At 50.3% G+C, this 26,581-nt stretch carries 23 protein-coding genes; 19 read left to right on the top strand and 4 right to left on the bottom strand.

The window, feature by feature from the left end:
- Window positions 1-34 precede the first annotated feature (34 nt).
- Window positions 35-1,141 carry an ABC transporter permease gene (locus VFS25_RS20035; RefSeq protein WP_326463957.1) on the top strand — a complete coding sequence of 369 codons (1,107 nt, stop codon included), beginning with the start codon at window positions 35-37 and terminating at the stop codon, window positions 1,139-1,141.
- Window positions 1,141-2,259, top strand: coding sequence for an ABC transporter permease (locus VFS25_RS20030; protein WP_326463956.1), 1,119 nt, complete (start codon window positions 1,141-1,143; stop codon window positions 2,257-2,259). The genes VFS25_RS20035 and VFS25_RS20030 overlap by 1 nt, the downstream gene beginning before the upstream one ends.
- A 128-nt stretch (window positions 2,260-2,387) precedes the next feature.
- Here VFS25_RS20030 and VFS25_RS20025 read toward each other — a convergent pair whose 3' ends face one another.
- Entirely contained in the window at window positions 2,388-2,990 is a 603-nt protein-coding gene (locus VFS25_RS20025; protein WP_326463955.1) for an RNA polymerase sigma factor, read from the bottom strand.
- A 135-nt stretch (window positions 2,991-3,125) separates the two neighbouring features.
- Between VFS25_RS20025 and VFS25_RS20020 the strand changes: the two genes are divergently transcribed.
- The 4 genes from VFS25_RS20020 (at window position 3,126) to VFS25_RS20005 (ending at window position 10,559) form a co-directional block, all read left to right on the top strand.
- Window positions 3,126-4,277, top strand: coding sequence for a FecR family protein (locus VFS25_RS20020; protein ID WP_326463954.1), 1,152 nt, complete (start codon window positions 3,126-3,128; stop codon window positions 4,275-4,277).
- Window positions 4,278-4,455: 178 nt separating this feature from the next.
- On the top strand, window positions 4,456-7,827 hold the full coding sequence (locus VFS25_RS20015; RefSeq protein WP_326463953.1) for a TonB-dependent receptor: 3,372 nt from the start codon (window positions 4,456-4,458) through the stop codon (window positions 7,825-7,827).
- 11 nt (window positions 7,828-7,838) lie between these two features.
- On the top strand, window positions 7,839-9,779 hold the full coding sequence (locus tag VFS25_RS20010) for a RagB/SusD family nutrient uptake outer membrane protein (protein WP_326463952.1): 1,941 nt from the start codon (window positions 7,839-7,841) through the stop codon (window positions 9,777-9,779).
- A 27-nt stretch (window positions 9,780-9,806) separates the two neighbouring features.
- Window positions 9,807-10,559 (top strand): DUF3823 domain-containing protein, encoded by a 753-nt coding sequence (locus VFS25_RS20005; RefSeq protein WP_326463951.1) that lies wholly within the window; start codon window positions 9,807-9,809, stop codon window positions 10,557-10,559.
- A gap of 11 nt (window positions 10,560-10,570) precedes the next feature.
- On the opposite strand, the gene VFS25_RS20000 is transcribed toward VFS25_RS20005, so the two are convergent.
- Window positions 10,571-12,001, bottom strand: coding sequence for a PLP-dependent aminotransferase family protein (locus tag VFS25_RS20000; protein WP_326463950.1), 1,431 nt, complete (start codon window positions 11,999-12,001; stop codon window positions 10,571-10,573).
- 102 nt (window positions 12,002-12,103) lie between these two features.
- Here VFS25_RS20000 and VFS25_RS19995 point away from each other — a divergent pair, with 102 nt between their 5' ends.
- Window positions 12,104-12,574: a DinB family protein gene (locus VFS25_RS19995; RefSeq protein WP_326463949.1), complete on the top strand. Its 471-nt coding sequence runs from the start codon at window positions 12,104-12,106 to the stop codon at window positions 12,572-12,574.
- 92 nt (window positions 12,575-12,666) lie between these two features.
- On the opposite strand, the gene VFS25_RS19990 is transcribed toward VFS25_RS19995, so the two are convergent.
- Window positions 12,667-14,097 carry a PLP-dependent aminotransferase family protein gene (locus tag VFS25_RS19990; protein ID WP_326463948.1) on the bottom strand — a complete coding sequence of 477 codons (1,431 nt, stop codon included), beginning with the start codon at window positions 14,095-14,097 and terminating at the stop codon, window positions 12,667-12,669.
- A gap of 94 nt (window positions 14,098-14,191) precedes the next feature.
- On the opposite strand from VFS25_RS19990, the gene VFS25_RS19985 reads away from it, so the two are divergent.
- From VFS25_RS19985 to VFS25_RS19935, 11 genes are all read left to right on the top strand, one after another.
- Window positions 14,192-14,635 carry a carboxymuconolactone decarboxylase family protein gene (locus tag VFS25_RS19985; RefSeq protein ID WP_326463947.1) on the top strand — a complete coding sequence of 148 codons (444 nt, stop codon included), beginning with the start codon at window positions 14,192-14,194 and terminating at the stop codon, window positions 14,633-14,635.
- 197 nt (window positions 14,636-14,832) lie between these two features.
- Entirely contained in the window at window positions 14,833-15,363 is a 531-nt protein-coding gene (locus VFS25_RS19980) for a metalloregulator ArsR/SmtB family transcription factor (protein WP_326463946.1), read from the top strand.
- Between the two features lie 4 nt (window positions 15,364-15,367).
- Window positions 15,368-16,267, top strand: coding sequence for a DNA-3-methyladenine glycosylase family protein (locus tag VFS25_RS19975; protein ID WP_326463945.1), 900 nt, complete (start codon window positions 15,368-15,370; stop codon window positions 16,265-16,267).
- 181 nt (window positions 16,268-16,448) lie between these two features.
- A complete protein-coding gene (locus VFS25_RS19970; protein ID WP_326463944.1) occupies window positions 16,449-16,934 on the top strand; it encodes a methylated-DNA--[protein]-cysteine S-methyltransferase in 486 nt (161 codons plus the stop codon).
- 267 nt (window positions 16,935-17,201) lie between these two features.
- On the top strand, window positions 17,202-18,119 hold the full coding sequence (locus VFS25_RS19965) for an EamA family transporter (RefSeq protein WP_326463943.1): 918 nt from the start codon (window positions 17,202-17,204) through the stop codon (window positions 18,117-18,119).
- A complete protein-coding gene (locus tag VFS25_RS19960; RefSeq protein ID WP_326463942.1) occupies window positions 18,106-18,579 on the top strand; it encodes a DinB family protein in 474 nt (157 codons plus the stop codon). Before VFS25_RS19965 ends, VFS25_RS19960 begins: the two co-directional genes overlap by 14 nt.
- Before the next feature lie 85 nt (window positions 18,580-18,664).
- Window positions 18,665-19,105, top strand: coding sequence for a GNAT family N-acetyltransferase (locus VFS25_RS19955; protein ID WP_326463941.1), 441 nt, complete (start codon window positions 18,665-18,667; stop codon window positions 19,103-19,105).
- Window positions 19,106-19,117: 12 nt separating this feature from the next.
- Window positions 19,118-19,678 carry an NUDIX hydrolase gene (locus VFS25_RS19950; protein ID WP_326463940.1) on the top strand — a complete coding sequence of 187 codons (561 nt, stop codon included), beginning with the start codon at window positions 19,118-19,120 and terminating at the stop codon, window positions 19,676-19,678.
- Between the two features lie 163 nt (window positions 19,679-19,841).
- Window positions 19,842-20,621, top strand: coding sequence for a 23S rRNA (guanosine(2251)-2'-O)-methyltransferase RlmB (rlmB, locus tag VFS25_RS19945; RefSeq protein ID WP_326463939.1), 780 nt, complete (start codon window positions 19,842-19,844; stop codon window positions 20,619-20,621).
- A 194-nt stretch (window positions 20,622-20,815) separates the two neighbouring features.
- Window positions 20,816-21,670, top strand: coding sequence for a hydroxymethylglutaryl-CoA lyase (locus VFS25_RS19940; RefSeq protein WP_326463938.1), 855 nt, complete (start codon window positions 20,816-20,818; stop codon window positions 21,668-21,670).
- Window positions 21,671-21,726: 56 nt separating this feature from the next.
- Window positions 21,727-22,698, top strand: coding sequence for a GSCFA domain-containing protein (locus tag VFS25_RS19935; protein ID WP_326463937.1), 972 nt, complete (start codon window positions 21,727-21,729; stop codon window positions 22,696-22,698).
- Between the two features lie 3 nt (window positions 22,699-22,701).
- Here VFS25_RS19935 and VFS25_RS19930 read toward each other — a convergent pair whose 3' ends face one another.
- The gene (locus VFS25_RS19930; RefSeq protein WP_326463936.1) at window positions 22,702-24,180 is read right to left on the bottom strand and encodes an MFS transporter; all 1,479 of its coding nucleotides are present in this window, start codon (window positions 24,178-24,180) and stop codon (window positions 22,702-22,704) included.
- Window positions 24,181-24,332: 152 nt separating this feature from the next.
- Between VFS25_RS19930 and VFS25_RS19925 the strand changes: the two genes are divergently transcribed.
- A complete protein-coding gene (locus VFS25_RS19925; protein WP_326463935.1) occupies window positions 24,333-26,579 on the top strand; it encodes a patatin-like phospholipase family protein in 2,247 nt (748 codons plus the stop codon).
- Window positions 26,580-26,581 lie beyond the last annotated feature (2 nt).

Here is a 26,581-nt window from a genome sequence, read left to right as displayed (position 1 = left end):
CATTTCGTAATTGATAATTCGTAATTGTATTCCCGTGCGTCAATTCATTGTATTTGCAAAAAAAGAGTTCTATCACATTTTTCGTGATAAGCGTACCTTATTGATCCTGTTTGGGATGCCGATAGTACAGATTGTGCTGTTTGGCTTTGCCATTACCAACGAGATCAAAAACGCCGAAATAGCAGTGCTGGACCAGTCCGGCGATTATTACAGCACCCGCCTGGTGCAAAAGCTGCAGGCAGGCAGCTATTTTAAGGTGGATAAAATGCTGCAAAGCGCCAAAGCGATTGACGCGGCTTTCCGGGAAGGACATATTAAAATGGCTGTGGTGATACCGCCGAAGTTCAGCGATGCATTCTTTCACCTGAAGAAAGCGCAGGTGCAGCTGCTGGCCGATGCCGGCGATCCCAACACCGCTACCACGCTTATCAACTACGCACGCAGCATTATTGGCAGCTACCAGCAGGAGCTGAACGGCCCGCAACAGCTGCCGCTGACCATTAACACCACGGTGCGCATGCAGTATAATTCTGCATTAAAAAGCGTATTCCTGTTTGTTCCGGGTGTAATGACGCTGATATTGCTGCTGGTTTCCGCCATGATGACCTCCATTACCATTGCGCGGGAAAAGGAGCTGGGTACTATGGAAATACTGCTGGTATCGCCGCTGCCGCCGCCGCTGATCGTAGTGGGCAAAGTGGTGCCTTACATTGCGCTATCGTTCATTAATGCGCTGGTGATATTGGGCATGGGCGTATGGCTGTTTGGTATGCCTATCAGGGGCAGCATTGCATTGCTGCTGCTGGAGTGCGCGTTATTTGTGCTTACCTCCCTGGCGTTAGGCATCCTGATCTCTACCGTTACCGATAAGCAGCAAACCGCTATGATGGCATCTATGATGGGTTTGCTGATGCCAACCACGTTGCTGTCGGGCTTTATTTTTCCTATTGAGAGCATGCCATGGCCATTACAGTGGCTGTCTAACCTTATGCCGGCCAAGTGGTTCATCATAATACTGAAAGATATTATGCTCAAAGGCTCCGGCCTGCGCGAAGTATGGCCGCAAAGCCTGGTGCTGTGCGGCATGACGCTGCTGTTTGTGGTAATAAGCATACGTAAATTCAAAATCCGTTTAGGCTGATGCGTACCATCTACTTCATATTGCAAAAGGAGTTCCTGCAGATATTCCGCAACAAGGGCATGCTGCGCATCATTCTGCTGATACCCATTATACAGCTGCTGGTGCTGGCCAATGCCGCCAACTACGAAGTAAAGAACCTGGCCATTGACGTAGTGGATCATGACCACTCCGCCTGGTCGCTGCGGCTGGTGAACAAGCTGGTGGCCAGCGGCTATTTTAAGCTGCACCGCCAAACTTTTAATGAGAAAGCCGCCTTTGAGGACCTGCAGCTCGATAAAGCGGATATTGTGCTGATGATACCCCGCCATTTTGAGCGTGACCTGGTGCGGGAAGACAAGGCCAGCCTGCAGCTGCTGGTGAATGCCATTAACGGCAGCAAAGCCGGTTTGGCCAACGGCTACGCCAATACAATTATCCGCAGCTTTAACGCAAACATCCGCGCCGAATGGCTGGCGCTGGACAAACGTAATGCGCCTGCCTCCATTGAGGTTACCTATTCCAACTGGTTCAATACCCGGCTGGATTACAAGGTGTTTATGGTGCCGGGCATCATTGTAGTGCTGGTAACAATGATCGGCGCCTTTTTATCCGGTATGAATATCGTAAAGGAAAAGGAGATCGGTACTATTGAGCAGCTGAATGTAACGCCTATACGCAAGCACCACTTTATATTGGGAAAGCTGATCCCATTCTGGATCCTGGCGCTGTTTGAAATGGCCCTGGGGCTGCTGATAGGCAAGCTGGTATTTCATTTGCCCATGGCAGGCAGCCTGTGGCTGGTATTCCTGTTTGCAGCCGTGTACCTGTGGGTAATGCTGGGCATGGGACTGCTGATCTCTACCTTTACAGAAACACAGCAGCAGGCCATGTTCATTGCCTGGTTCTTTGTGATCATTTTTATTCTTATGAGCGGGTTGTTTACGCCGGTAGAGAATATGCCGCACTGGGCGCAGGTAATCACCTGGTTTAACCCTATTGCCTATTTTGTAAAGGTGATACGCATGGTGCTGCTGAAAGGCAGCGGTTGGGTGAACATCCAGCTGTACCTGTTAATAATGCTGGTGTATGCGCTGGTCATGAATGGGATTGCCATCTGGAATTACAGGAAAACAACGTAAATTCTTTATCGCATATTGCTTTTCAGCATTAATTATAACGATACACTTTGCCTTTGGCTGTATTCATTAGGTATGTACGGGTTGAAAAACATTGCGCAACAGGGCTTCCATATGGTTCTCAAGCCTGTTTATAAGTAATTCTTAATAAATGAAATCAGCAGCCCTATAAATGCCCCTATCGAAATATCTTTCAGCAATCCTCTCAAATGATGCAACGCATGCGTTAACTGGTTTTCCACTGTGCGCTTTGAAATGCCCAGTTTGCCTGCTATCTGGTCGTTGGTTAAATGCTGCTGCCTGCTTAAGAAATAAACCTCCCGGCAGCGCTTGGGCAGTCCCATTAAATGTTCGTCAATGCTGTTTTTAAGCTCCAGGTAGCTCAGGTTTTCGGCACCCTGGTTGTGGCAAACATGATCCGCTGATTCCTCCAGTTCGGGGCTGTAGGTAACCGGCTGCGCTTTTGACTGCTTCATGTATTTGTATACGTGATACCGGCCTGCGGCTTTGAGATAGGCAGGGAATGAGAGTATTTGCAGCTGCTTCCGCTTCATCCAGATGTTCAGGAAAATATCGTGGGTGATCTCCATGCTCGCGGCTTCGTCTTTCAGGTAGCTGTATGCAGTTGTATAAACAGGGGTCCAGTATCTGTCAAAAAGTATTGCGAAGGCGTTATCATCGCCGTTCAGAATGGAAGTCCATAGCTCGTGATCAGATAATGTACGTGGAAACATAGGTTCTACTGAAATAAAGGTAAAAACTTTGGATTAGATTATATATTCCCCGGCAGCAAAATTTTTTTTTAAAATTTATGTGTGTGCCGGCTGAAAATGGGCTCTTATTAATTAGAAGATCTATAAACTACCCGAATGACAACGGAGGAATACCTTTTACTGTACGAGAAGTTTTTAGCCGGGAATTGTACTGAGCAGGAAAAGGAATTGCTTACCGGTTACCTTGACGGGTTTGAGCTGAAGGAGCATCCCTGGCAAGCGGGGATGGGCGATAAGGAACAGATCAGAACAGCAATATATAAAAGACTGCAGGCCGAAATGAAACCCCGCAGGGGATTTTTATGGGCGCCTGTAGCCAGGATCGCAGCGGTTGCCGCTGTGGTGCTGATAGTGGTAACTGCCTGCATATACAGGTTCTTCTTTCATCCATCTTCACATACACCTGTTGAAAAAAAAATAGCGCAGCGCCATGATAACAGCATCAAACCCGGCAGCAACCAGGCTGTGCTGACACTGGCTGATGGTTCGGAGATTGTATTGGACAGTACAAAGAATGGTATTCTTGCCAGTAAAAACGGGGTGGAGGTTAAACAAACAAAGCAGGGACAGGTGCTGTACACCAGCTTACTGCCTGCGCCGGGGACGGGTGTTTCCTGGAATACTATTTCAACACCAACCGGGGGGCAGTACCAGATTGTATTGGAAGATGGTACCAGGGTTTGGCTCAACGCCGCATCCTCACTACGGTTTCCGGTAGCTTTTAAAGGAGGAGAAAGGGCAGTGGAGGTAACCGGTGAAGTATATTTTGAAGTAGCAAAAGATGAAGCAAGGCCCTTTAAAGTGTCGTTTAACGGCAACACGGTAACGGTGCTGGGCACGCACTTTAATGTGATGGCTTATAGTGATGAGGCAAAGAGTAAAGTGACCCTGCTGGAAGGGTCCGTAAGCATAAATAATCACGCTGAACAAAAACTGCTCAGGCCTGGCATGCAGGCGCTCGTTGGCGATTCCAACAGTGCAATAACTACCCGCAGGGCCAATCTAGAGGAAGCAGTGGCCTGGAAGAACGGATATTTTGTATTTGACAATGAAAACATACACAGTATTATGCGCAAAGTAGCGCGCTGGTATAATGTAACAGTGGCTTACCAGGGGAATATGACAGGTAAGGAATTTTCAGGATCTATTTCACGTTTTGAGAATGTTTCAGAGGTGCTTGGCATGCTTGAGCTAACAGGAACTATTCATTTTAACATACAGGGAAAGAACATAAACGTAATACCCTGAGTTTGCAATAATAACCAGGCTGGGTCAAATATATACCGGGTAACCACGGCTCCGGGAAGGAGCGCTGTACAACCAAAAGAGTGGCCACGTGCTCGTAACCGATAATTACAAATCCAAAATTGAACAATGTATGCAATTCTACCTCCACTTAAGGGAAGAATGGAAATTCCACATCCCATTGAAACTACCGCTTAAGCTAAAGCTCACGCTCACCTTTTTTATGGCGGTCTTTATGCAGGTAAGCGCATCAGGTTTTGCGCAAAACATTACGCTAACGGAAAATAACGCATCGCTCGAAAAGATCCTGGTAGAGCTGAAGGAGCAGAGCGGGTATAATTTCCTGTATAATACGCCTATGCTGGCCGATGCCCGGCCAATAAGCATTTCAGTTGCCAATGCGCCGCTGGAAGAAGTGCTGGAGCTTTGCTTTAAAGACCAGCCGCTGGATTATATTATCAGGAAGAAAACGATCATCATAAAGCGGAAAGCAGCCGCACCCGCACCTGTTCTACAGGCTATCACCGTAAAAGGGAAGGTTACCAATGAAAATAATGAACCTTTGCCCGGCGTGAGCATAGGCATTAAGGGAACAGCCAAAGGCACCACCACAGATGCAGGCGGCAGCTATATCCTGAGCGTTCCCGACGCCAGTGCAACATTGGTGTTCACCTTCATCGGGTACACCACGCAGGAGGTGCCTGTAAATAACCGTACCACAATTAATGTACAGCTAACAACAGAAAACAAAGCATTGAGCGAAGTAGTAGTAGTCGGTTACGGCCAGCAAACCAAGGCAACGGTGACCGGCGCTGTTACTTCAATAAAGAGTGCCGACATCATCGTTACCAAAAACGAGAATGTAATGAATATGCTCACCGGTAAGCTTGCCGGCGTGCGTATTGTACAAAAGTCGTCTGAACCCGGCACGTTCAATAATACATTTGACATCCGCGGCCTGGGCGATGCATTGGTTATTATTGACGGTATTCCCCGTGATAATATGTCGAGGTTAAACCCGGAAGATATAGAAAGCATCTCTGTGTTAAAAGACGCAGCCGCATCTGTATACGGTGTTCGCGCTGCCAACGGCGTAGTGCTGATCACCACCAAACGCGGTAAAGTAGGCGCCACCAGGATCACCTACAGCGCTAACTTTGGGTTGCAAACGCCTATTGGCTCTCCCAAAAGCACCAACGCAGCCGATTGGATGACGCTTGCAAATGAAAAATCCATGCACAATCAAAGCGGGGGAACGCTGCGTTATTCGCTGGACGAGATTGAAGCATACAGGAACGGTACCAAAAAAGGCTCGGACTGGTATGATGCCGTTATGAGGAAAACCGCTCCGCAAATGCAGCATACCATCAGCACCAGCGGGGGATCGGACAGGGTGCAGTACTATGCTTCCATGGGCTACCTTTCCCAGGAATCCTTTATCCGCAGTAACAGCAACGACTATAAACGGTATAATTTACGGTCAAATGTTACCGGGCAAATTTCAAACAGGCTCAAAGTTGATGTACAGCTGAACGGCATTTATGACGAGTCGGACAAAAACTACGAAGCTACCGACTGGATCATCCGTTCTATGGAAAGATCGGCCGCCATCCAGCCTATTTATGCAAATGATAATCCCGAATATTTGCAGAACGGTTTTGTTGACGGCTCCAATCCTGTTGCCATGGCCGATGCCGATGTAAGCGGCTACCGGAAGTTCACCAATAAATGGTTCCAGTCGTCTGTTAGCCTGGAATATGAAGTTCCCTTTATCCCCGGCTTAAGGGCAAAAGGAATGTTCGGCTATGACTACCAGAACCTGGACAATAAAGCTTATAAAAAGACCTATGACCTGTATGATTATGACGATGCTGCCGGCAACTACAAGCCGGTAACCAACCAAAGCCCGAGCACCATCCGCCGGGAGTATTATACAAAGCAGTCGATGCTCACCCAGTTCTCGCTGAACTACAGCCGCACCTTCAACAACATACATAACGTAAGCGCGCTGCTGTTATATGAAGGACAATCCCGCAAGGGCGATAACCTGTATGCCCAAAGGGAACTGGCGCTGCCGCTCGATCAGCTGTCTGCAGGAAACAGCGGTAACCAGCTGGGCAGCATGTCAACCAATGCGGCCGATCTGTATGACTATGCAAACATCGGCTACGTGGGCAGGCTTGCCTATAATTTTAAAGGCAAGTACCTGGCCGAGTTCAGCTTCCGCTATGACGGGTCATCCAAATTTGATCCTTCCCATCGCTGGGGCTTTTTCCCGTCGGGCTTCCTGGGATGGCGTTTTTCCGATGAAAATTTCTGGAAGGCGTTAAACATCACGTTTATCGACAACGCAAAACTCAGGGTTTCATACGGGGTGCTGGGTGACGACAATGCCTCTACCTACCAATACTTAAATGGCTATACTTACCCGGCGAACGGTGACAACAATAAATTGCCCGGCGGTACGCATTTCGACGGCACTTTTGTGAACGCATCCGCCAGCACAGGAATAGCCAATAAAAATATTACATGGTACACTGCTAAAACGTTTAACGTAGGCCTTGACCTGAACACGAAGAACGGCGTGCTGGGATTGGTGATAGACTATTTCCAGCGCAACCGCGAAGGGTTGCTGGCTACACGCAGCGTAAGCCTGCCCTCTGTGGTGGGAGCAGCGTTGCCCCAGGAAAACCTGAACGGTGACCTTACCCGGGGCATTGACCTGGAAATAAACCATCACTACCATATTGGCCAGGTAGATTATTCATTGAGAGGCACCTTCGGGTATACCCACACCAAATTCACCCACCGTGAAGTAGGCGTGTTTGGCAGCGGTTATGATGAATGGCGGAACAACGGCAACGACCGTTATTCAGATATTGTATGGGGCTTTAAAGGCATCGGGCAGTTCCAGTCTTACGAGGAAATTGCCAACAGCCCGGTGAAGTATGATCAGAACACCCTGCCGGGGGATTATAAATATGAAGACACCAATGGCGATGGCATGATCTCCGACCTGGACCTGCAGCCCATCAGCTACAGCGGCCGTCCGCAAATGACCTTTGGCTTAACCATGAATGCCGCCTGGAAAGGCTTTGATGTTAGCCTGCTGTTCCAGGGCGCTGCAAGGGTTTGGGTAAATTATGTGGAGATACTGGCTGAGCCCATATGGGGGTCCAACTACTCCAATGCGCTGGAAATGTTCATGGACCGCTGGCACCCGGTTGATCCCACCGCCAACCCTTATGATCCCAATACAAAATGGGTGAAAGGGAAGTACGCTTATACGGGCACGGTGGCCAGGGGCAACTCCACCTTTGCCTATAATAACGCCAGCTACCTGCGCCTCAAAACAGTTGAGCTGGGATATACCATTCCCGCAGCTGTGATGAAAAGGATAGGCATCCAGGGCGCACGCATATACGTGAACGCATACAATGTGCAAACATGGTCCGGTATGAAATTTATTGACCCGGAACATCCTAACGACAGCTATGGCAACGTATATCCCCTGAACAGGACCTATAACGTGGGCTTTAACATCGACCTTTAATAACACTGATCATGAAAACGTTCAAATATATCATCTTATTCATAGCGGGGCTTTCGGTGATTTCATGTACCAAGCTGGATATTTCGCCAACCAATATCATACAGGATAAAACCATTTTTGGCTCTGAAGCAGGCCTTAAATCGTATATGGCCAGGATATACAGCGAAATGCCCATGGAAGACTTCCGTTACGGGCCTGAGCGGCTTTTCAATTTCTTTTGGGTATTAAGAGTGCCTTCTTCCATGACAGGTGAGGCAATATGCCGCGAAGTAAACGGCTCCATCACGGAAGCCACATCCACCGATTATGGTGATACCTGGAGTGATTTTTATGGGCTGATAAGGGAGTGCAACTATTTCCTGCAAAACATTGGCAACTATGCCAGCCTGTATTCGCCGGAGGATGTGAACATGTACAAAGGCGAATGCTATTTCATCCGCGCATTTACCTATTACGCGCTGGCAAAGCGCTACGGCGGCGTGCCGCTGGTAACACGCGTGCTCAACTATCCTGATGAATCCATCAAGGATATTGATATTGCCCGTTCATCTGAAGAAGATACCTGGAAACAGGTTGCTAACGACTTTGACAGCGCTATAGCGCTGCTGCCGGTAAAAAACCAGGTAGGCCGCGCCAATAAATATGCGGCGTATGCTTTTAAAGCCCGCGCCATGCTGCATGCAGGCTCAATAGCCAAATACAATACCACTAACTTAACCAGCGGCGGCATACGTTTATGCGGCATGAACGCCAGCCTTGCGCAGAATTTCTTTACCCAGGCATATGAAGCATCTGTTGCGGTAGACGGGGGCGGATATTCGCTGTACATGAACGAATGGGCGGCAAATGATCTTGAGGCGCAGTACAAGAACTACCTGAACCTGTTTTCCAAACCAACCAGCTCCGAAGCCATTTTCGTAAGGGAATACGGTTATCCCGAATCAGTGCACGGCTACGACGCCTACAATGTGCCTGCGCAGTATAAGGGCGCTAACGGGTACTCATCCGAAACCAACCCTACACTGAACTTTGTTGAAATGTTCGACGGGATGGATAAGGATGCCAACGGCCATTTGAATGTATATAATCCCGACGGAACGTATAGGCTGTATAACAACACAATGGACTTCTTTGCTACGGCAGAACCAAGGTTAAGAGCCACCGTGATACTGCCGGGCGACCTGTTTAAAGGCGTACCCTGCCAGATCTGGAGGGGAATTTATAAGGGAACTTCCACTACCTCCATTAGCCGGCTTATTCCGGAAGGGAGCACGGTGAAATATGAAAATTCCGGCAGCGCCAATGCGCTGGTTACTTCTTCAAGCGGCAGCCAAACCGCTTACACGCTTCATGACGGTACAAAGATGAACCCTGCAGGCGCAAGCGGTGTTTTTTACGGCGACAGAACCTGTGCAATGTCAGGTTTTTCCATCAGGAAGTGGCTGAATGAAAGCATGACCCAGGACCAGGTGCTGGAGAACAGGTCAGATCAGCCCTGGCTTGAAATGCGTTATGCAGAGGTGTTGCTGACGCGCGCTGAAGCAGCGGCCGAGTTGGCATCCTTAGGTAATTCCACCTTCCTGGGCGTTGCGTATGATTGTATAGATAAGATAAGAACAAGGGCCGGCGCAACGCTGCTTACCGGGGAGGAAAAATCTTCCGTAAGTACTTTCATCAATGCCGTGCGTAAGGAACGCCGTAAAGAGCTGGCCTTTGAAAATAAGACCTGGTGGGACCTGAAACGCTGGAGGATCATAGCCAATGAGCAATCAAACACCCGCTGGCGTACATTAATGCCTTTTTATGCTGATTATGCAGGAAAGTACTTTTTTGACGCGCGCTACGACGAAACCGGGAATACCTACACCTTTGATACAAGGTGGTATTACCAGGAAATACCGGGTGCAGCTATTTCAACAAGCACCAAGATGGTGCAGAATCCAGGGTATTGATCTTTTTTATTCATTCAATTCAGGAAGATGAAACTACATTATATCATTTTTAGCATACTGGGCCTGCTATCTTTTGCGGCCTGCACGAAATATGACAATTACGACAAACCCGGTATGACGCTGAAAGGGAGCATTACAGACTCCATTACCGGGCAGGGCCTGCAAACGCAGATCGGCGATAACGGCGTGCGTTTCAGAATGCTGGACATCAGCTACAAGGCCAGTCCCACCCCCTGGTATTTTACCTGCAACCAGGATGGCGTGTTTGCATGTAACATGGTGCCGCCGGGCACCTACAATGTAACGCCGCTGGGACCTTTTGTTCCGCTTGTTTTAACAGACAGTAACGGCGATACTACCCGCAACGGGAGTGTTACGGTTAATATGAACGGTACTGTAACGCAAAACTTTACGGTGGTGCCGTTCCTGGTTATATCATGGATCGGCAAGCCTGTTGTTAACAGCGATCATACCATAACAGTGCAGTTCAAGGTGGAAAGAGGCACTACAGATCCTGCTTTTCAGCAGGAATGTACCAATATTTACCTGTATGTAAACTCTTCAAGCTTTAATGTAGGCGATAATAACTACGACTCCCGGTATACGGTTGCGGTTAATAATCCAAATGACGCATTGGGGCAAACGCTTACCGTAACAACGCCGGCATTGCCTTACACGAATGCAACGTATTATCTCCGTGCAGGCGCCCGCATTAATTACAGCGTGGAGGGTACCAACAGGTATAATTATAATGAGGCGATTGCAGTTACTGTTCCATAAAAAGAAGGTCTTTATCCCCTGAGTTTACGGATCAGCTTTCCCAGTGTTTTAATGCCTTCTTCTACCTGTTTGCTCCACGGGTTGCCGTAGCTCAGGCGCATGCAGTTACGGTAACGGTCCTGCAGGGAGAAGATGCGGCCTGGCGCAAAGCTGATCCTGTTTTTCAGGGCCAGCTCATACAGCTCGTAGGTATTAATGTTCTCATTCAGGGCCAGCCATAATACAAAGCCGCCCATGGGCCTTGTTACCAGGGTGTCTTCAGGAAAATAATCGGCTACGGCCTGCAGGTAGCGCAGGCTTTGGGTGTGCAGCTGTTTGCGCATGCTGCGCAGGTGGTGCTCATAACGCCCGTTTTCCAGGAAATGCGCTACCGCTGCGTGGGGAAGGGAGGCGCAGGCAATGGAGTGGTTGCGTTTAAGGCGCAGCACTTTTTCCTTATACCTGCCTGGCAGCGTCCAGCCTACACGATAGCCCGGCGCCAGGGATTTGGAGAAGGAGTTGCAGGCCAGCACAATGCCGCTTTCATCAAAGGTTTTGCACAGAGCGGGCCGTTCCCTGCCAAAGTAGATGTCGCCGTAAATATCATCCTCAATTAAAGGAATGCCATATTTTTCGTGTATACGTACCAGCTCGCGTTTATGCGTGTCTGGCATACAGGAACCCAGCGGGTTATTAAAGTTGGTTACAAACAGGCAGGCCTTAATGTTGTGGCGGGGAATGGCTTTATCCAGGTAATCCAGGTCTACGCCGGTAACCGGGTTTGTTGGCACCTCCAGTACCTTTAAGCCCAGGCTGGCGGCCAGCTGAAGGGAGCCGTAGTAGGAGGGGCTTTCCAGCGCAATGGTATCGCCGGGCTGTGTTACCGCGCAAAGGCTTAAGGTGAGCGCATCGGTACAGCCGTTGGTGGTTACCACATCTTCCTCACTCACAACGCCGCCCCACAGTATGCTCATGCGGGCAATCTGCCGCCTTAGCTGCAGGTTTCCCTGTATAGACTCATACCCGATGCCATTACCAGGCATATTGCGCAGCGCCTGTACCATTGATTTGGATATTTTGGCGGCCGGCAGCAGGCTATCTGCAGCAGCGGCAATGGAAAACTTCAGCACATTATCTGCCGCCATATGCGCAAACACGCGGTCTATCATTTCATGTACCGTTACTTCAGCGGCTTTTTTCACCGGCTCGCAGGTTTTGGGAATGTCGCGCAGCTTACGGGGGCTAAACCGTACGTAGTAGCCCGATTTGGGCCTTGGCTCTATCAGCCCCTTGGCTTCCAGGTGGTAGTAGGCCTGGAAAGCGGTGCTGAGGCTTACACCCTGCTCTTTACTGAGCATGCGCACAGAAGGCAGCTTGTCGCCTATTTTCAGCACCTCTTTTTCTATCAGCTGTTCTATACGGTCTGCTATCTGCAGGTATAAATGTTCCGCGGTCTTTAACATGGCGTAAAAATCTGATCTGGTCAAAATTACTAAAACTGTATCTGTTTTGGCATCGCGTAAACCACTTATTTTGTAGTCATATTTTTAACTCCTTTCGCCAATATGTTCTATCCATCGTTACTGGAACGCCTGTTGAACCAGCACCAGGCATTATCACCCATGATAGCTGCTTTAACGCAGGAGCAGCTGTTAGCGCAGCCGCAGCCCGGCAAATGGTCGGTGCAGGAGCAGGTAGCGCACCTGGTAAGCTATCAGCCGGCGTTCCTGGACCGGGTGTACCGCATACTGGACACGCCGGAGCCGCTGTTTGAGCCGTATGTAGGCGATGATGATCCGGTATTCCTGTACTGGCGCCGGCAATCCATCAATACCCTGCTGGAAGAGCTGGAAACCGACCGGCAAAAGATCATACAGCTGCTGCAAAGCCTTACAGAAGCGCAGCTGCAGCGGGTAGGCGTGCACAAAAGCTACGGCCGCCTGAACATACAGGACTGGGTGGAGTTTTTCCTGCTGCATGAAGCGCATCACCAGTTTGCTATTTTTAAACTGTCGCACCGCCGCGCTAATAATTAATAATTAAGAATGAATAATGAATAATAAAGGGCGCTGGTGCCTGGAAGCACCGGCGCCCTTTTTGAACCATGCCGGCTATTAATTATTCATTATTAATTATTAATTCTCCGGATCAGCTTTCCGACTGTCTGCACAGCCCTTGCCAGGTCATCGTTCCAGGGCAGGGCGGCGCTGATGCGCATACAATGCTTGTATTGCTGCCGGCTGGTGAATAAGGTGCCGGGCATAATGCTGATGCGGTGCGCTTCTGCCTGCCGGTGCAGCTCCCAGGTATCGGTTTTTTTGCTGCACACCACCCACATATTAAAAGCGCCTTCGGGGCAGGTAAGCTGCGTATCGGCCGGAAAATATTGTTGAATGGCCTGCGCCATTTGCTGCGTTTGCAATGCCAGGGCCTGCCGCAGCTGTTTCAGGTGCAGGTCGGGGCGCTGCTGCTCCAGGTAGCTGTGTACGGCCAGCTGCGGCAGCAGGCCGGTAGAAAAGGTGGTCATGAATTTCAGCTGTTCAACCCTGGCAAAGTAACGCCCCGGCATTACCCATCCCAGGCGGTAGCCGGGCGCCAGCCATTTGGAAAAGGAGGAGCAGTGCAATACCCAGCCATCACGGTCAAACGCTTTTATGGTAGCAGGCCTGTCGGGACCGTGATGCAGCTCGCCAAAAGCATCATCTTCTATTAATGGTAGCTGGTATTTGTGCAGCAGCTGCGCCAGCGCTTTTTTGGCGGCGGCGGGCATGCAGCTGCCTAAAGGATTATTATAATTGCTGATGAGCAGGCAGGCTTTTACCTGCTTTTTGCGGAAGGCCTGCTCCAGCTTTTCCAGCGAAATGCCGCTTACCGGGTCGGTAGGTATTTCCAGCGCTTTCATGCCCAGGCTTTCAATGGTCATTAACAGGCCGAAAAAAGTGGGCGACTCTATGGCAATGGTATCGCCCGGTTTGGCCACGGCCCGCAGGCACAGGCTGATGGCTTCCATGCAGCCGTTGGTAATAATAATATCTGCAGGGTTAATGGTTTGTTTCCAGCTGAGCGTACTGCGGGCAATCACCTTGCGCAGCGGCTCATAACCATTGAGATCACTGTAATTCACGCATAGCGACCGGTGGGCGCGTACCGAATGCAGCAGCGCTTTATGCAGCTTGTTCAACGGGAACAGCTCATTCGGCGGCGCGGCTGCATCCAGCGGTATCACATTTTTGTAACGGCGCCCGTCGCGGATGCGCTGTACTTTTTCATTCACCTGCACGGTGGAAGGAGCGGAGCCAGGTGTGCTGATGGCGGGCAGCTGCAACCGCCGCTGCTGCGGGTACTGCACATAATAACCGGAGCGTTCGCGGGCGGTTATCCATCCTTTTTTCTCCAGCTGCATATATACCTGTAATGCAGTACTGATGCTTACATGATGTTCCAGGTGCAGCTCCCGTACAGAGGGCAGTTTATCGCCAACGGCATATATTCCTTTTTCAATCAGCTTTTCCAGCTTGCCGGCCAGCTGCTGGTACAGGAAATCATCGGTTTTAGGCATAAGCTTATCTGTTATGCTTAAAAATAACAAATTCTGTATCTGTTTTGGTGATGTAGTTTGCTGTTATTTTGCATACATACAAAATCAGGAACAAATGGAAACAAGAATGCAATGGAAAACCGTTGACCCGGAAGCCTATAAGGCAATGAGCGCTTTAGAAACCTATGTACGTAACAGTGACCTGGACAAGAAGCTGATGGAGCTGGTGAAGATACGGGCATCGCAGATCAACGGCTGTGCTTTTTGCCTGGATATGCACGCCTTTGACGCCCGCAAACATGGGGAAACAGAGCAGCGCCTGTACACCCTGGCCGGCTGGCGGGATGCGCCCTTCTTTACCGACAGGGAACGGGCTGCCCTGGCGCTTACAGAAGCTATGACATTAGTGTCGGCTACCCATGTGCCGGATGATGTGTACAATGAAGCCGCCCGGCATTTTTCTGAAAAAGAGCTGCTGCAGCTGATAATGCTGATAGTAACTATCAACGGCTGGAACCGGATTGTGATCACGACAAGAACGCTGCCGCAGCCGCGCTGATATAATTTTTGCATTGAACCGGTTGAACGTTCTAAATAATGTTCAACCGGTTCTGTGTTTATCAATGAAACCAGTAATTCCATCAGCAGCCGCATCATTCATACCAAGGGGCGATAACATCCAATAGCAATAACATCAAAAATAATTTGCGCAATTTAAAAGTTGCATTAATTTAGAGCAACCGTAAAGTTGCGCAAATGGATGAATTGTTTAAAGGTCTTGCTGATCCCGTGCGCCGGCAAATACTGGAGCTGCTATTGCAGCAGCCGCTGAATGTAAACCAGATCAACGAGCATTTCAGCCATATCAGCCGGCAGGCAGTATCAAAGCACATAGGTGTGCTGGAAGACTGCGGCTGGATAAAGATTTACCAGGCCGGCCGGGAACGCTACGGTTACCTGAATAAAGCCGCCTTTTACCAGCTGAAAAACTGGCTGAAGGACTACCTGGATAAAGACCAGCACTCACTGAAAAACGACCATGGCGTTTTCCTGGAGCGCGCTACCTATAAAAAAGGCGCGCCGCTTACTTATCCTGTGATGCTGCAGGCCATGCTCAGCAAGGATAAAGCGTTTGATACCATTTTTTACAATGCGGTAAAAACAACCGGCATTTTCTGCCGGCCATCCTGTGCTGCCAACCCGCGGCCCGATAACGTTATTTTTTATGCTACCCGGGAGGAAGCCCTGAAGAATGGTTTCCGCGCCTGCAAGCGTTGTAAACCATAAGTACATGATCACTGTTCCCATTGCATATCCTGAGCAGTTTTCCTTTGCAGAGTGCCTGGTGTTCCTGGGCCGCTCCGACAGGGAATGCCTGCATTTTGTAAAAGACGGCTGCCTGCATCGCATGCTGGTGCAGGATGGCGCCCCGCTGCTGCTAACAGTGCGGGAGGCCGCCGGTAAACAGGCGCTGGAAGTAATGGTAACCAATCCATGGCAGGTGCCGGTTAATGAGGCAGGGGTACAGCAGTTCCTCACGCACTGGCTGCACCTGGATGCCGACCTGCGGCACTTTTACAGCTTTGCCGCAAAGGACGCCGTGCTGGCGCCGCTGGTACAGCATTATCCGGGCCTGCGCCTGATAGGCATACCGGACCTGTTTGAATCCATTACCTGGACCATCACAGGGCAGCAGATCAGCTTACCGTTTGCGTATACGCTGCGCCGCCGTTTTGTGGAGGCGTTCGGGTATCATGCACAGATAAACGGCACGGACTATTACACCTATCCGCATCCGGCTGTAGTGGCGGGGCTGCGGCCGGAAGACCTGCTGCCTATGCAGTTCTCGCGCAGCAAAGCGCATTATATTATTGGTATAGCCACAGCCATGGCAGAAGGCCGTTTAAGCGCAGCGCAGCTGCGGCAAATGGAGTACAGCGCTGCCAGGGAATACCTGTTGCAGTGGAAAGGAATCGGCAACTGGTCGGCCAATTATGTGCTGATGAAGTACAGCCGTTTCCCGGAAGCTTTGCCCCTGGAAGATGCCGGCCTGCACAACGCCCTGCGGCGCCAGCTGCAGCTGCCGGCCAAACCGTCGCTTGCGGCGGTAAAGGACTATACGGCGCACTGGCGGCAGCACGCGGCATATGCCACGTTCTATCTGTGGAGAAGCCTTACCGCTGGCGCGTAATTACGAATTGCTCAATTACGAATTGGGTGGTGCGTAATAGTGGCAATGTCTGTTAATGAATAACGCTGTTGTAATTCGTAAATGGTAATGCGTAGCTTATAGCAGGGAACACTTTGTATTTCACAGTTGAACACCTGTAACTGATAATTCGTAATTCGTAATTAATAATTCGTAATTGACTATGGATCTCTATCATCACACTTATCAGTCGCCCGTTGGCCCGTTAGGCCTTACTGGTACGGATGATCATATTATTGAAATCCTCTTTGAGCCGCGCACGCTGGTTACCATGCAAACGCTGCCCGATATTTTCAGGCAGTGCATCGAAGAGCTGGATGCGTATTTTGCGGGCAGCAGCCGTACTTTTGGCTTTCATATGCAGCAAAGCGGAACGCCCTTTCAGCAAACAGTATGGCAGCAGCTGCTCACCATTCCTTACGGCACCACTATTTCGTATATGCAGCTGGCAAAGCAGATCAATAATCCTAAAAGCATACGTGCAGTAGGCGCAGCTAACGGCAGCAATCATTTGCCGATTGTAGTGCCCTGCCACCGGGTAATTGGCAGCAATGGCTCCCTTACCGGTTTTGGAGGCGGTATATGGCGGAAGAAATGGCTGCTGGAGCATGAGTGGAAGCATAAATATGGCACACAGGAGCTGTTCTGAACGACGGTGCTTTACAAACCTCAAAAAATATCCGTGATGATGTGATTTAACCCATTCGTTTGATAATCCGCCGTAATATTCTCCTTATTTTGTTGGCGCTATATTCCCGTTGGCAAATCTGTAAAAACGGGCGTTGTGTGAATGTAATAACCGTATATAGTTGGTTCAACAGGTATCTGATATGGTCAGTTTTTTGAAAACTGCATCTGTTTTGGATTGATTTTTTGTGTCAATTTTGCTATCTCAAATCGGGATAGCATCACCATCATGACACAGTCCAAAAACACAAAAGCATACCTGGCCCTGGCCATTGTAAGCATTTTCTGGGGCACAACCTACCTGGCTGCCAGGATAGGCGTGCGGCATATGCACGGCATTATGCTGTCCGGAATACGGCAGGGCGCGGCGGGCATGCTGCTGGTTGGTTTTTTTTTATTGAAAGGGTATAAGCTGCCGGGTAAGGCGGTGCTGTCGCGTTTATTCATGATAGGGATGCTTATGCTGGTAGGGGCTAACGGCCTGCTTACCTGGGCGCTGCAATACATTCCCAGCGGGCTGGGAGCCATTATTGCAGCCACGGTACCCATCTGGATGACCATCTTCAGCTTTTTCCTGGTGCAGCAGAAGAGCCGGGTTTCTCCCTTGCTGGTGGCCGGTATGCTGATCGGGTTTATTGGCGTGGCAGGCATTTTTTCGGATTACCTGGCCGACCTGGTGAATCCTGATTTCCGCTTCGGTATCATGCTGGTGCTGATAAGCTGCCTGTCGTGGTCCATGGGGTCTGTATTAACCGCCAAGTGGGCGCTGGAAGTGAACTATTTGTACGGAGCCGGTTTTGAAATGCTGTTCAGCGGCATTACCATGCTGGTGATCTCTTTTATTACAGGCGAGTTTCACCGTGCGGAATTTACCGGGGAGCTATGGGGCAGCCTGCTGTACCTGATCTTCTTCGGATCTATACTGGGTTATTCCGCCTACGTATATACGCTGAACAACCTGCCGCCTTCGCTGGCATCGGTATATGCCTACATTAATCCCATTGTAGCAGTGCTGCTGGGATGGCTGATATTGAACGAGCAGCTGAACTGGATCACGGCCTTATCCTGCCTGGTAACGCTGCTGGGGGTTTATATGGTGAATACGGCAGTGAATAAAAATAAAGCGCAATGTTATGAACTCAGTTGAGCAAAACGCAGCGCAGGCCGCTGCCCGCGGACTGGAAAAAACATTAACCATTGCCGTACCGGAGCTGCGCAGGTTTACGGAGGCCGAAGCAGCCGCCAAACCGTTGCCCGGCAAATGGAGTAAAAAGGAGATACTGGGACACCTGGTAGACTCGGCGCTCAACAACCACCAGCGTTTTATACGCGCACAACAGGGGCCGCTGGAGCTGCCCGGGTATGAGCAGGATTTTTGGGTAGCGGCACAAGGCTACCAGGACACGGAGTGGGAAACGCTCATCCTGCTATGGGCAGTAGTAAACCGGCACCTGGTAAGGGTGTTGCAGCGCATGCCTGCAGCCGCTTTGCAGCAAACCTGCAAAATAGGCAACCATGCACCGGTAACGCTTGGGTATATCGTGGAGGATTACCTGGTGCATTTACATCATCACCTGCAGCAGGCGCAGGTGAGCTATTCAATCTGAACGATTTAGATAGAAGTATGACACATGCCCGTTGGTATTTACCTGACCGGGCATCTTTTTTTTGTATTAAACCTTAAATTTAGACATGATAGTACGAGAAGCCACCTTACAGGATGTTGCCGCCGTAGCCGTGCTGTTCGACGCCTACCGCATTCACTACGAGCAGGCGCCGGACCTGCCGGGTGCAGCAGCGTTCCTGGCAGACCGCGTTCGCAATAAGGAAAGCGTTATTTACCTGGCAGAGGAAGGAGCGGAGCTGCTAGGCTTCGTGCAGCTTTACCCGTTGTTCACCTCTGTTGGCATGCAGCGCGCCTGGCTGCTGAACGACCTGTATGTTTGGGAACCGCACCGCAACAAGGGAATAGGCCGCGCGCTCATTGACGCCGCCAAATCCCTGGCAAGGGCTACCGGGGCCAAATGGATCATGCTGCAAACCCATAGCCATAACATAAACGCGCAGGCACTGTACGAAAAAACAGGCTTTGAAAAAGATGACAGCTACTATTATTATTATCTGAGCCTTTGATACTTTTACAGTATGGAAACAGTGCATAATAACCCCTGGAAAATACTATCCAGCCAGGTACAGTATGATAATAAATGGATAAGGCTTACGGAGCACCAGGTTATTAACCCCAATGGCGGCGCAGGCATTTACGGCGTGGTGCATTTCAAGAACCTGGCCATTGGCGTGGTGGCGCTGGATGAGGAAGGGGGCATTTACCTGGTAGGGCAATACCGCTTTCCGCTGGAGCAGTTTTCCTGGGAAATACCCGAAGGCGGCGGCCCCCTGGACCAGGAGCCTCTGCAATCCGCACAGCGCGAGCTGCTGGAAGAAACCGGCCTGGTAGCGCGCGAGTGGACGGAGATCGTTCACATGCACCTTTCCAACTCCGTATCAGACGAAAAAGGGATCGTGTACCTGGCCCGCGGCCTGGAGCAGCATGCCCCGCAGCCGGAGGAAACAGAGCAGCTTACAGTGCAGCGCATACCCTTTGAGCAGGCTTACCAGATGGTGAAACGGCATGAGATTACAGACTCACTTTCCATTGCCGCCATACAGAAAATAAAGCTCATGCAGCTGGAAGGGGAGATCTGACGCGCCCTGCGCTGTACAACAGCAGCAATCATCTGCACATCCGTTCATTCGTTCATTCGTTCATTCGCTCATCCGTTCATTCGTTCATCCGCCCATTCGCTCATCCTTCCATCTGCATATCTGCACATCCGCACATCTGCACATTTAATTTGTAACTTGCAGCATGGATTTCAGAAAACATGGCGTTCGCCGGCCCGCAGCCCCCAGGCCCAAAGCATCTTCTATGGTGATAGGGCGGCAGCCGGTGATAGAAGCAATACAGTCGGGCAAGGCCATTGAGCGCATTTACATGCTGCGCAACGCTACCGGCGATATTATTCCGCAGATAAAACAGCTGGCCGCACAATATCACATTCCCATAAACGGCGTTCCGGTAGAGAAGCTGAACAGCCTGACCCAGGCTAACCACCAGGGGGTTATTGCCATTACAGGCCAGATCAGCTACCTGGATTTGCAGGATGTGATTTCCCACACCACCGACCAGGGCCTTACGCCGCTGTTCCTGGTACTGGACGGCATTACCGATGTACGCAACATAGGCGCCATTGCCCGCAGCGCAGTGTGCTGCGGCGCGCAGGCCATTATTATACCGGATAAAGGCATTGCTGCATTAAACGAAGAAGCCATTAAATCTTCTGCGGGCGCGCTGGAAAAAATAGCGGTATGCCGGGTGAACAGCCTGTTAAAGGCCATTGACACACTGCACCTGAACGGCATTAAGGTAATGGCCAGCGAAATGGAAGCCGCAACCAAACTATACGACTGTGACCTGAAAGAGCCGGTGGCCGTGATCATGGGTTCGGAAGACAAAGGCGTATACCCGGCCCTGTTAAAAGCAGCGGATATGCTTTTTCATATACCCATGAGCGGTAATTTTGAGTCATTCAATGTATCTGTTGCCGCAGGTATTATTTTATACGAAGCTATGAAGCAACGGAGTTAAAAAAGTTAAAAATAAAAAGTAAAAAATTAAAAATTAAAAGTGCGAAGCATCAGTTGGGAGTATGAAGTATAAAGTGGGAGGTATAAGATAGGAAGTATGAGTAAGCAGTGAGATGTATGATGTAAGAAAGACGAGTAAATATATAGCACACAAGTTTTTACTTTTTTACTTTTTACTTTTCAAATAATCGTTTTATGAAGCTCATCGAATGTCCGCGCGACGCTATGCAGGGATGGCATCATCCCATTTCCACGGCCGATAAGATCAGCTACCTTAATACCCTGCTGCGGGTAGGGTTTGATACTATTGACTTTGGCAGCTTTGTATCGCCCAAAGTCATTCCGCAAATGGCCGATACCGCTGAAGTGCTGGCCAGCCTGGATATACCGGCCAACAGCAGCAAACTGCTGGCCATTGTGGCTAACCAGCGCGGGGCAGAGGAAGCAGTGATGCATGAGGCAATCACTTACCTGGGCTACCCTTTTTCCATATCAGAAACCTTTCAGCTGCGCAATACCAACAAAACCATTGCCGAATCAATAGAGCTGGTGCAAACCCTCCAGGAGCTGTGCATCAAGAACAGCAAACAGCTGGTAGTATACATCTCTATGGGGTTTGGCAATCCCTATGGCGATCCGTATAACGCGGGCGTAGCCATGCAATGGGTAGATGAGCTTATCCAAATGGATATATCCATTATTTCGCTGGCCGACACAGTAGGGGTGGCGGATCCGCACACCATTACGCAGCTGTTCTCCACCCTGGTACCGGCATACCCGCAGGTGGAATTTGGCGCGCACTTTCACGCTGCCCCGCATAATTGGGAAGAGAAGGTAGCAGCAGCTTATGCCCAGGGGTGCCGCCGGTTCGACAGCACCATTAAAGGCATTGGCGGCTGCCCTATGGCCAAGGACGACCTGGTGGGCAACCTGGCTACGGAAAATCTGCTGCAGTTCTGCAACAATCATGGAGAGGCGCTTACCCTGCATCAACCGGCCCTGCAACAGGCGCAGCGGCTGGCAGAGAAAATATTTGATCGTGGTCTTTAGGTTAGCCTTCCGCCCTTGCTGAAAGTTGCTGCCAATCATCTATAAATCATCTTAAAATGAACTTCCGCCTTACTTTTCCCATTGCTCCCCTGGAACAGGCCATCGGTTATCAAGACCGGCTTTTGCTGATGGGGTCCTGCTTTGCGGAGGAAATGGGCGAACAGCTGCAGCAGCACCTGTTCAGGGCAATGGTAAACCCGCACGGCATCCTGTATAACCCGGTAAGCATTACTAAAGCCATACACAGTTACCTGGACGGCAGGCAGTATACAACCGCAGATCTTTTCCAGCACGATGACCTGTGGCATAGCTGGGACCATCACAGCCGCTTTTCGGCCTTAACACCCGCCGCTGTGCTGGAAAACATCAATACAATGCAGGCAGCAGCGGCCAGCTGCCTTGAAGAAGCCCGCTGGCTGGTGATCACGCTGGGCGCTGCGCACGCCTATGTGTTAAAAGAAACCGGGCAGCTGGTAGCCAACTGCCATAAGGTGCCCATGGCCACTTTTTACAAAAAGCTGCTCACGGTGGACGAGATCATCAGCGCGCTGGATAATATGATGCACCGGTTGTTTTTCCGTAACAGGCAAATTAATATCATATTCACGGTAAGCCCTGTACGTTATGTAAGGGATGGCGTGGTGGAAAATAACCTCAGCAAGGCCATCCTGCTGCAGGCGGTGCACCAGCTGGTGAACAAGTTTGACCGCCTGTTCTACTTCCCGGCCTATGAGCTGGTAATCGATGACCTGCGCGATTACCGTTTTTATAAAGATGACCTGGTGCATCCCAACGAAACAGCCATTCAATATGTATGGGAGCAGTTTGTGCAACATTGCATTCACCCCGGTAGCCGGCAGCTGTTAAAGGCCATACAGGACCTGCTTCGCGCCCGCAGTCACAAGCCCTTTAACCCGGACAGTCCCCGCCACCGGCAGTTCCTGCAAACCTATGCCCGTAAGGTGCAGCAGCTGCGCCGGCAACACCCCGGGCTGGACTGGAGCCGGCTGGAAACGCACTTTGGGTGAATTTTAGGGCGTGTAAACATTCAGCCCTCTCTCTTTTATAAACACGACGCCTACTGCAAAGCAGATCAGCGCTATGCCGATAGGATATATCAGTCCTGCCAGGTGGTTGCCGGTTTGCGTAACCAGCAGGGTAGATATAGTAGGTAGCAGCCCGCCAAACACGCCATTGCCCAGGTGATAGGGCAGCGACATGGAGGTATACCGGATGCGCGTAGGGAACAGCTCTACCAGGAAAGCTGCAATCGGCGCATAGGCCATGGTTACAAACACCACCTGCACAAATACCAGTATCACCAGCCAGATGATGGCGTTGTAATTCAGGATAATCTCCTTTTTTGTTTCTGTTTTACCCTGTTTAACAGTCGTGGTTTCCTTTACCCGCGTACCGTCGTCATAGCTGCGTATGCGGGAGGTGACCTCTGTGGTAATGCCGTTATTGTTTTGCAGGCTGCTTTCAATGCGGTAGGCCGCTGTCTGCTCCTTTTTCTGCTGCAGGTTAACCGTGTTATCCATTGCTTTGTAAATAGGGTAGTAGGCCAGCGCTGCCAGCAGCAAGCCGCCCATCATGATCTTTTTACGCCCTATCTTATCAGACAATCCGCCAAAGTAAATGAAGAAGGGCGTGCCCAGTACCAATGCAATGGCAATAATTACGTTGGATTGCACAAACTCTACCTGCATGGTTTTTTGCAGGAAGGAAAGCGCATAAAACTGCCCGGTGTACCATACCACACCTTGCCCCATAGTGGCGCCGAATAAGGCCAGCAGCACCATGCGCAGGTTTTCTTTTTTGCCAAAGCTTTCTTTCAGCGGGTTGCGGGAGGTTTTGCCTTCGGCCTTCAGCTGTGCAAACAGCGGCGACTCCTGCAGGCGCATACGGATGTAGTACGACATGATCACCAGCACAACAGACAGCAGGAAAGGAATACGCCATCCCCAGCTGTTAAAGTCATCCGGTTTCATAACATTGCGGGTAATCAGTATTACGGCCAGTGATACAAACAGACCCAGTGTAGCCGTGGTTTGTATAAAGCTGGTGTAGTAGCCGCGCCGGTTATCGGGCGCATGTTCGGCCACATAGGTAGCAGCGCCGCCGTATTCACCGCCCAGGGCCAGGCCCTGTAACAGGCGTAGCAGCAGCACAATAATGGGCGCCAGCAGGCCAATGCGGCTGTAATCCGGCACCAGGCCAATAGCAAAGGTAGAGCCGCCCATGATCAGCAGCGTAAGCAGGAAAGTGTATTTACGGCCGGCCAGGTCGCCCAGGCGCCCGAATATAACCGCGCCGAAAGGCCGTACCACAAAGCCCACGGCAAAGGTGGCCAGGGTGGCTATGTAAGCCAGGTCAGGATTACTGGGCGGAAAGAACTTTTCGGATATAATGGCCGACAGGCTGCCGAAGATGTAAAAGTCGTACCACTCTATAAGGGTACCGGCAGACGACGCAAAGATCACCTGCCAGATGTTTTTCGTGTTTTTCATTCGTAGGATTTATAAAACAGGGTAGAAGATATAAAAAAATATTACAGTATTAATATCATTTATAGGGGAAATAAACCAGGTGCCCGTCTTTACTGTCAGATGAATACTTTAACTTTAGAACATTACATTTTTTGCGTCGGCGGACAGTCACTATGAGGTTTTTAAGCGTAATACCAGTCGTTATATTCTTTGCAGTTTGTAGCATCCCTGCCGCCGTACTGGCCCAGCAGGTCAAAGGCCGCCCTAAGATCGGGCTTGCGCTCAGCGGGGGCGGCGCCAGGGGGCTGGCTCACATAGGCATCCTGGAAGCTATTGACAGCGCCGGTTTAAAAATAGACTATCTTGCCGGCACCAGCATGGGCGGCATTGTTGGTTCGCTGTATGCCATGGGCTATTCAGGCGATACCATTGAAACCCTGGCCCATAAGCTGGACTGGGACAACCTGTTTGCCAACCAGCCTTCGCTGCAGGAAATTTCCTACGAAGAGAAAAGCGAATACGGTAAGTATATAATTGAGATACCGTTTGAATACGGCAAGCCCAAGCTGGCATCCGGTGTGATTACCGGCGAGCAGCTATGGCTGGAGCTGGCCCGCCTGTGCTGGCCCGCACGCGATATACACGACTTTTCAAAGTTCAGCATTCCCTTTAAATGTATTGCCACAGATGTAGCTACCGGCGAAATTGTAACGCTGGACACAGGGCAGATCACTTCCTGCATACGGGCCAGCATGGCCATTCCCTCTGTTTTTACCGCTGTAAAAATAGGCGACCGCAAGCTGGTAGACGGCGGCGTGGTACGCAATTTTCCCGTGCTCACTACCAAGGAAATGGGCGCCGATATTGTAATAGGCTCCAACGTAAGCGGAGGGCTGCGTAAAGCCGACGAGCTAACCAACCCGCTGGACATTATTTACCAGCTGGGGTTTTACAAAGATGCCATGGACTTTAAGCAGGCCCGCAAAGCCTGCGATATATACATCCGCCACGACCTGGAAGATTATTCTGTTGCCAGCTTTGGCAGTGTAGACTCCATTATAGCAATGGGCAAGCGCAAAGGCCGTGAAATGTACCCGGTGTTCAAGCACCTGGCCGACTCGCTGAATGCCCTGTACCCGCCTGCCGAACCGTTTCAGAAGAACCGCCTGCCTTTTGTGCCTGACATAGAGCTGACCGGTATTACCATAAACGGGTTAGTGCATTCAGATGAAAAGTTCTTCCGGGGCCGCCTGGGCCTGAAACCCGGCGGCTGCTACAATCCCGACCAGCTAAAGGCGGCTGTGCAGAATGTGTTTGGCACCCGCTTTTACAAAGAGATCACCTACAGCATCATATCCGATGGCCCCGCATTGGCCCATATGGATATACAGGTAGAGGAAAATGCCCTTACCTACGTAAAGTTTGCGCTGCAATACAATACATTTACCAATGCCAGCGCCATCGTAAATATTACCCAAAGGAATTTTATAGTACCCAATTCCCGTTCATTCGTAACCGTTGCCATCAGCGACAATCCAAGAGTAGAAGCGGAGTATTTCAAATACCTGGGCTGGAACCGCAGGTTTGGTTTTGGGATGGGGTTATACTTTGAGAATAACGGGCAAAATGTGTACCGCGACTTTATACGCCAGCAGCAGTACCGTACCAAGTATGGAAATGCCAACATACATATGCAGTATGGGCTTACACAAACGATGACCCTGGGTGTAGGCACACGTTGGGAATATTTTAACTTCCGCCCTGCTTTTGAAGCGGAAGAAGAGCTAAGAGGCAGCAGCAACCAGATGAACAGCTACCTGTATTATGGTGTTAACTCGCTGGACCGTAAGGTTTATCCCCGCAGTGGTATGGACCTGCAGCTGGAGGCCGGCTGGGTGTTTAACCAGCACCCCGATTACCGCCTGTACCACAATAGTGTAGAAGTGCCGGCAGACAGCACCGGGCTGCATTTTCCCAACTACCAGCATGCGATGATGCAGATGAAGTATTATTTTCCGTTCAGCCGCAGAAGCGCTTTGGAGATAGGCCTGGGCGGTGGAATGAACTTCAATTATGATCAGCCTTTAATAAACGGGTACCTGTTGGGCGGTTTAAACAAGGTAGCGCATAACCAGCTGATGTTCCCGGGGCTGTATGAAGGAGAGGTGATTACCTCCAGCGCTGCCCTTGTGCAAATGGCTTACCAGCATGAGCTGTTCCGGAATATTTTTGTGCTGCCCCGTATTGGTGTGGGTTTGTATGATTTCAAAGGGAATGTGGATGCGCGCTATAAATATTTAAGCGGCTATGCCCTTACGGCAGGCTACGACTCCCGCCTGGGGCCAATGGAGGTGTCGCTCATGTACAACGACCAGGATGGAAGGCTGAAGTTTTATGTGAACATAGGGTTCAATTTCTGATG

The sequence above is a fragment of the Chitinophaga sp. genome (genome assembly GCF_035761305.1).
Classification (GTDB): Bacteria; Bacteroidota; Bacteroidia; order Chitinophagales; family Chitinophagaceae; genus Chitinophaga.
The sequence above is the reverse complement of the archived record's forward strand: the minus strand, read 5'-3'. Positions and strand labels throughout refer to the sequence as shown.

Excerpts from the sequence above, each read along its gene's own strand:
- VFS25_RS20030 (WP_326463956.1), top strand. The coding sequence starts at position 1,141 with ATGCGTACCATCTACTTCATATTGCAAAAGGAGTTCCTGCAGATATTC.
- VFS25_RS20025 (WP_326463955.1), bottom strand. The coding sequence starts at position 2,990 with ATGTTTCCACGTACATTATCTGATCACGAGCTATGGACTTCCATTCTG.
- VFS25_RS20020 (WP_326463954.1), top strand. The coding sequence starts at position 3,126 with ATGACAACGGAGGAATACCTTTTACTGTACGAGAAGTTTTTAGCCGGG.
- VFS25_RS20010 (WP_326463952.1), top strand. The coding sequence starts at position 7,839 with ATGAAAACGTTCAAATATATCATCTTATTCATAGCGGGGCTTTCGGTG.
- VFS25_RS20005 (WP_326463951.1), top strand. The coding sequence starts at position 9,807 with ATGAAACTACATTATATCATTTTTAGCATACTGGGCCTGCTATCTTTT.
- VFS25_RS20000 (WP_326463950.1), bottom strand. The coding sequence starts at position 12,001 with ATGTTAAAGACCGCGGAACATTTATACCTGCAGATAGCAGACCGTATA.
- VFS25_RS19995 (WP_326463949.1), top strand. The coding sequence starts at position 12,104 with ATGTTCTATCCATCGTTACTGGAACGCCTGTTGAACCAGCACCAGGCA.
- VFS25_RS19990 (WP_326463948.1), bottom strand. The coding sequence starts at position 14,097 with ATGCCTAAAACCGATGATTTCCTGTACCAGCAGCTGGCCGGCAAGCTG.
- VFS25_RS19985 (WP_326463947.1), top strand. The coding sequence starts at position 14,192 with ATGGAAACAAGAATGCAATGGAAAACCGTTGACCCGGAAGCCTATAAG.
- VFS25_RS19980 (WP_326463946.1), top strand. The coding sequence starts at position 14,833 with ATGGATGAATTGTTTAAAGGTCTTGCTGATCCCGTGCGCCGGCAAATA.
- VFS25_RS19975 (WP_326463945.1), top strand. The coding sequence starts at position 15,368 with ATGATCACTGTTCCCATTGCATATCCTGAGCAGTTTTCCTTTGCAGAG.
- VFS25_RS19970 (WP_326463944.1), top strand. The coding sequence starts at position 16,449 with ATGGATCTCTATCATCACACTTATCAGTCGCCCGTTGGCCCGTTAGGC.
- VFS25_RS19965 (WP_326463943.1), top strand. The coding sequence starts at position 17,202 with ATGACACAGTCCAAAAACACAAAAGCATACCTGGCCCTGGCCATTGTA.
- VFS25_RS19960 (WP_326463942.1), top strand. The coding sequence starts at position 18,106 with ATGAACTCAGTTGAGCAAAACGCAGCGCAGGCCGCTGCCCGCGGACTG.
- VFS25_RS19955 (WP_326463941.1), top strand. The coding sequence starts at position 18,665 with ATGATAGTACGAGAAGCCACCTTACAGGATGTTGCCGCCGTAGCCGTG.
- VFS25_RS19950 (WP_326463940.1), top strand. The coding sequence starts at position 19,118 with ATGGAAACAGTGCATAATAACCCCTGGAAAATACTATCCAGCCAGGTA.
- rlmB (WP_326463939.1), top strand. The coding sequence starts at position 19,842 with ATGGATTTCAGAAAACATGGCGTTCGCCGGCCCGCAGCCCCCAGGCCC.
- VFS25_RS19940 (WP_326463938.1), top strand. The coding sequence starts at position 20,816 with ATGAAGCTCATCGAATGTCCGCGCGACGCTATGCAGGGATGGCATCAT.
- VFS25_RS19935 (WP_326463937.1), top strand. The coding sequence starts at position 21,727 with ATGAACTTCCGCCTTACTTTTCCCATTGCTCCCCTGGAACAGGCCATC.
- VFS25_RS19930 (WP_326463936.1), bottom strand. The coding sequence starts at position 24,180 with ATGAAAAACACGAAAAACATCTGGCAGGTGATCTTTGCGTCGTCTGCC.
- VFS25_RS19925 (WP_326463935.1), top strand. The coding sequence starts at position 24,333 with ATGAGGTTTTTAAGCGTAATACCAGTCGTTATATTCTTTGCAGTTTGT.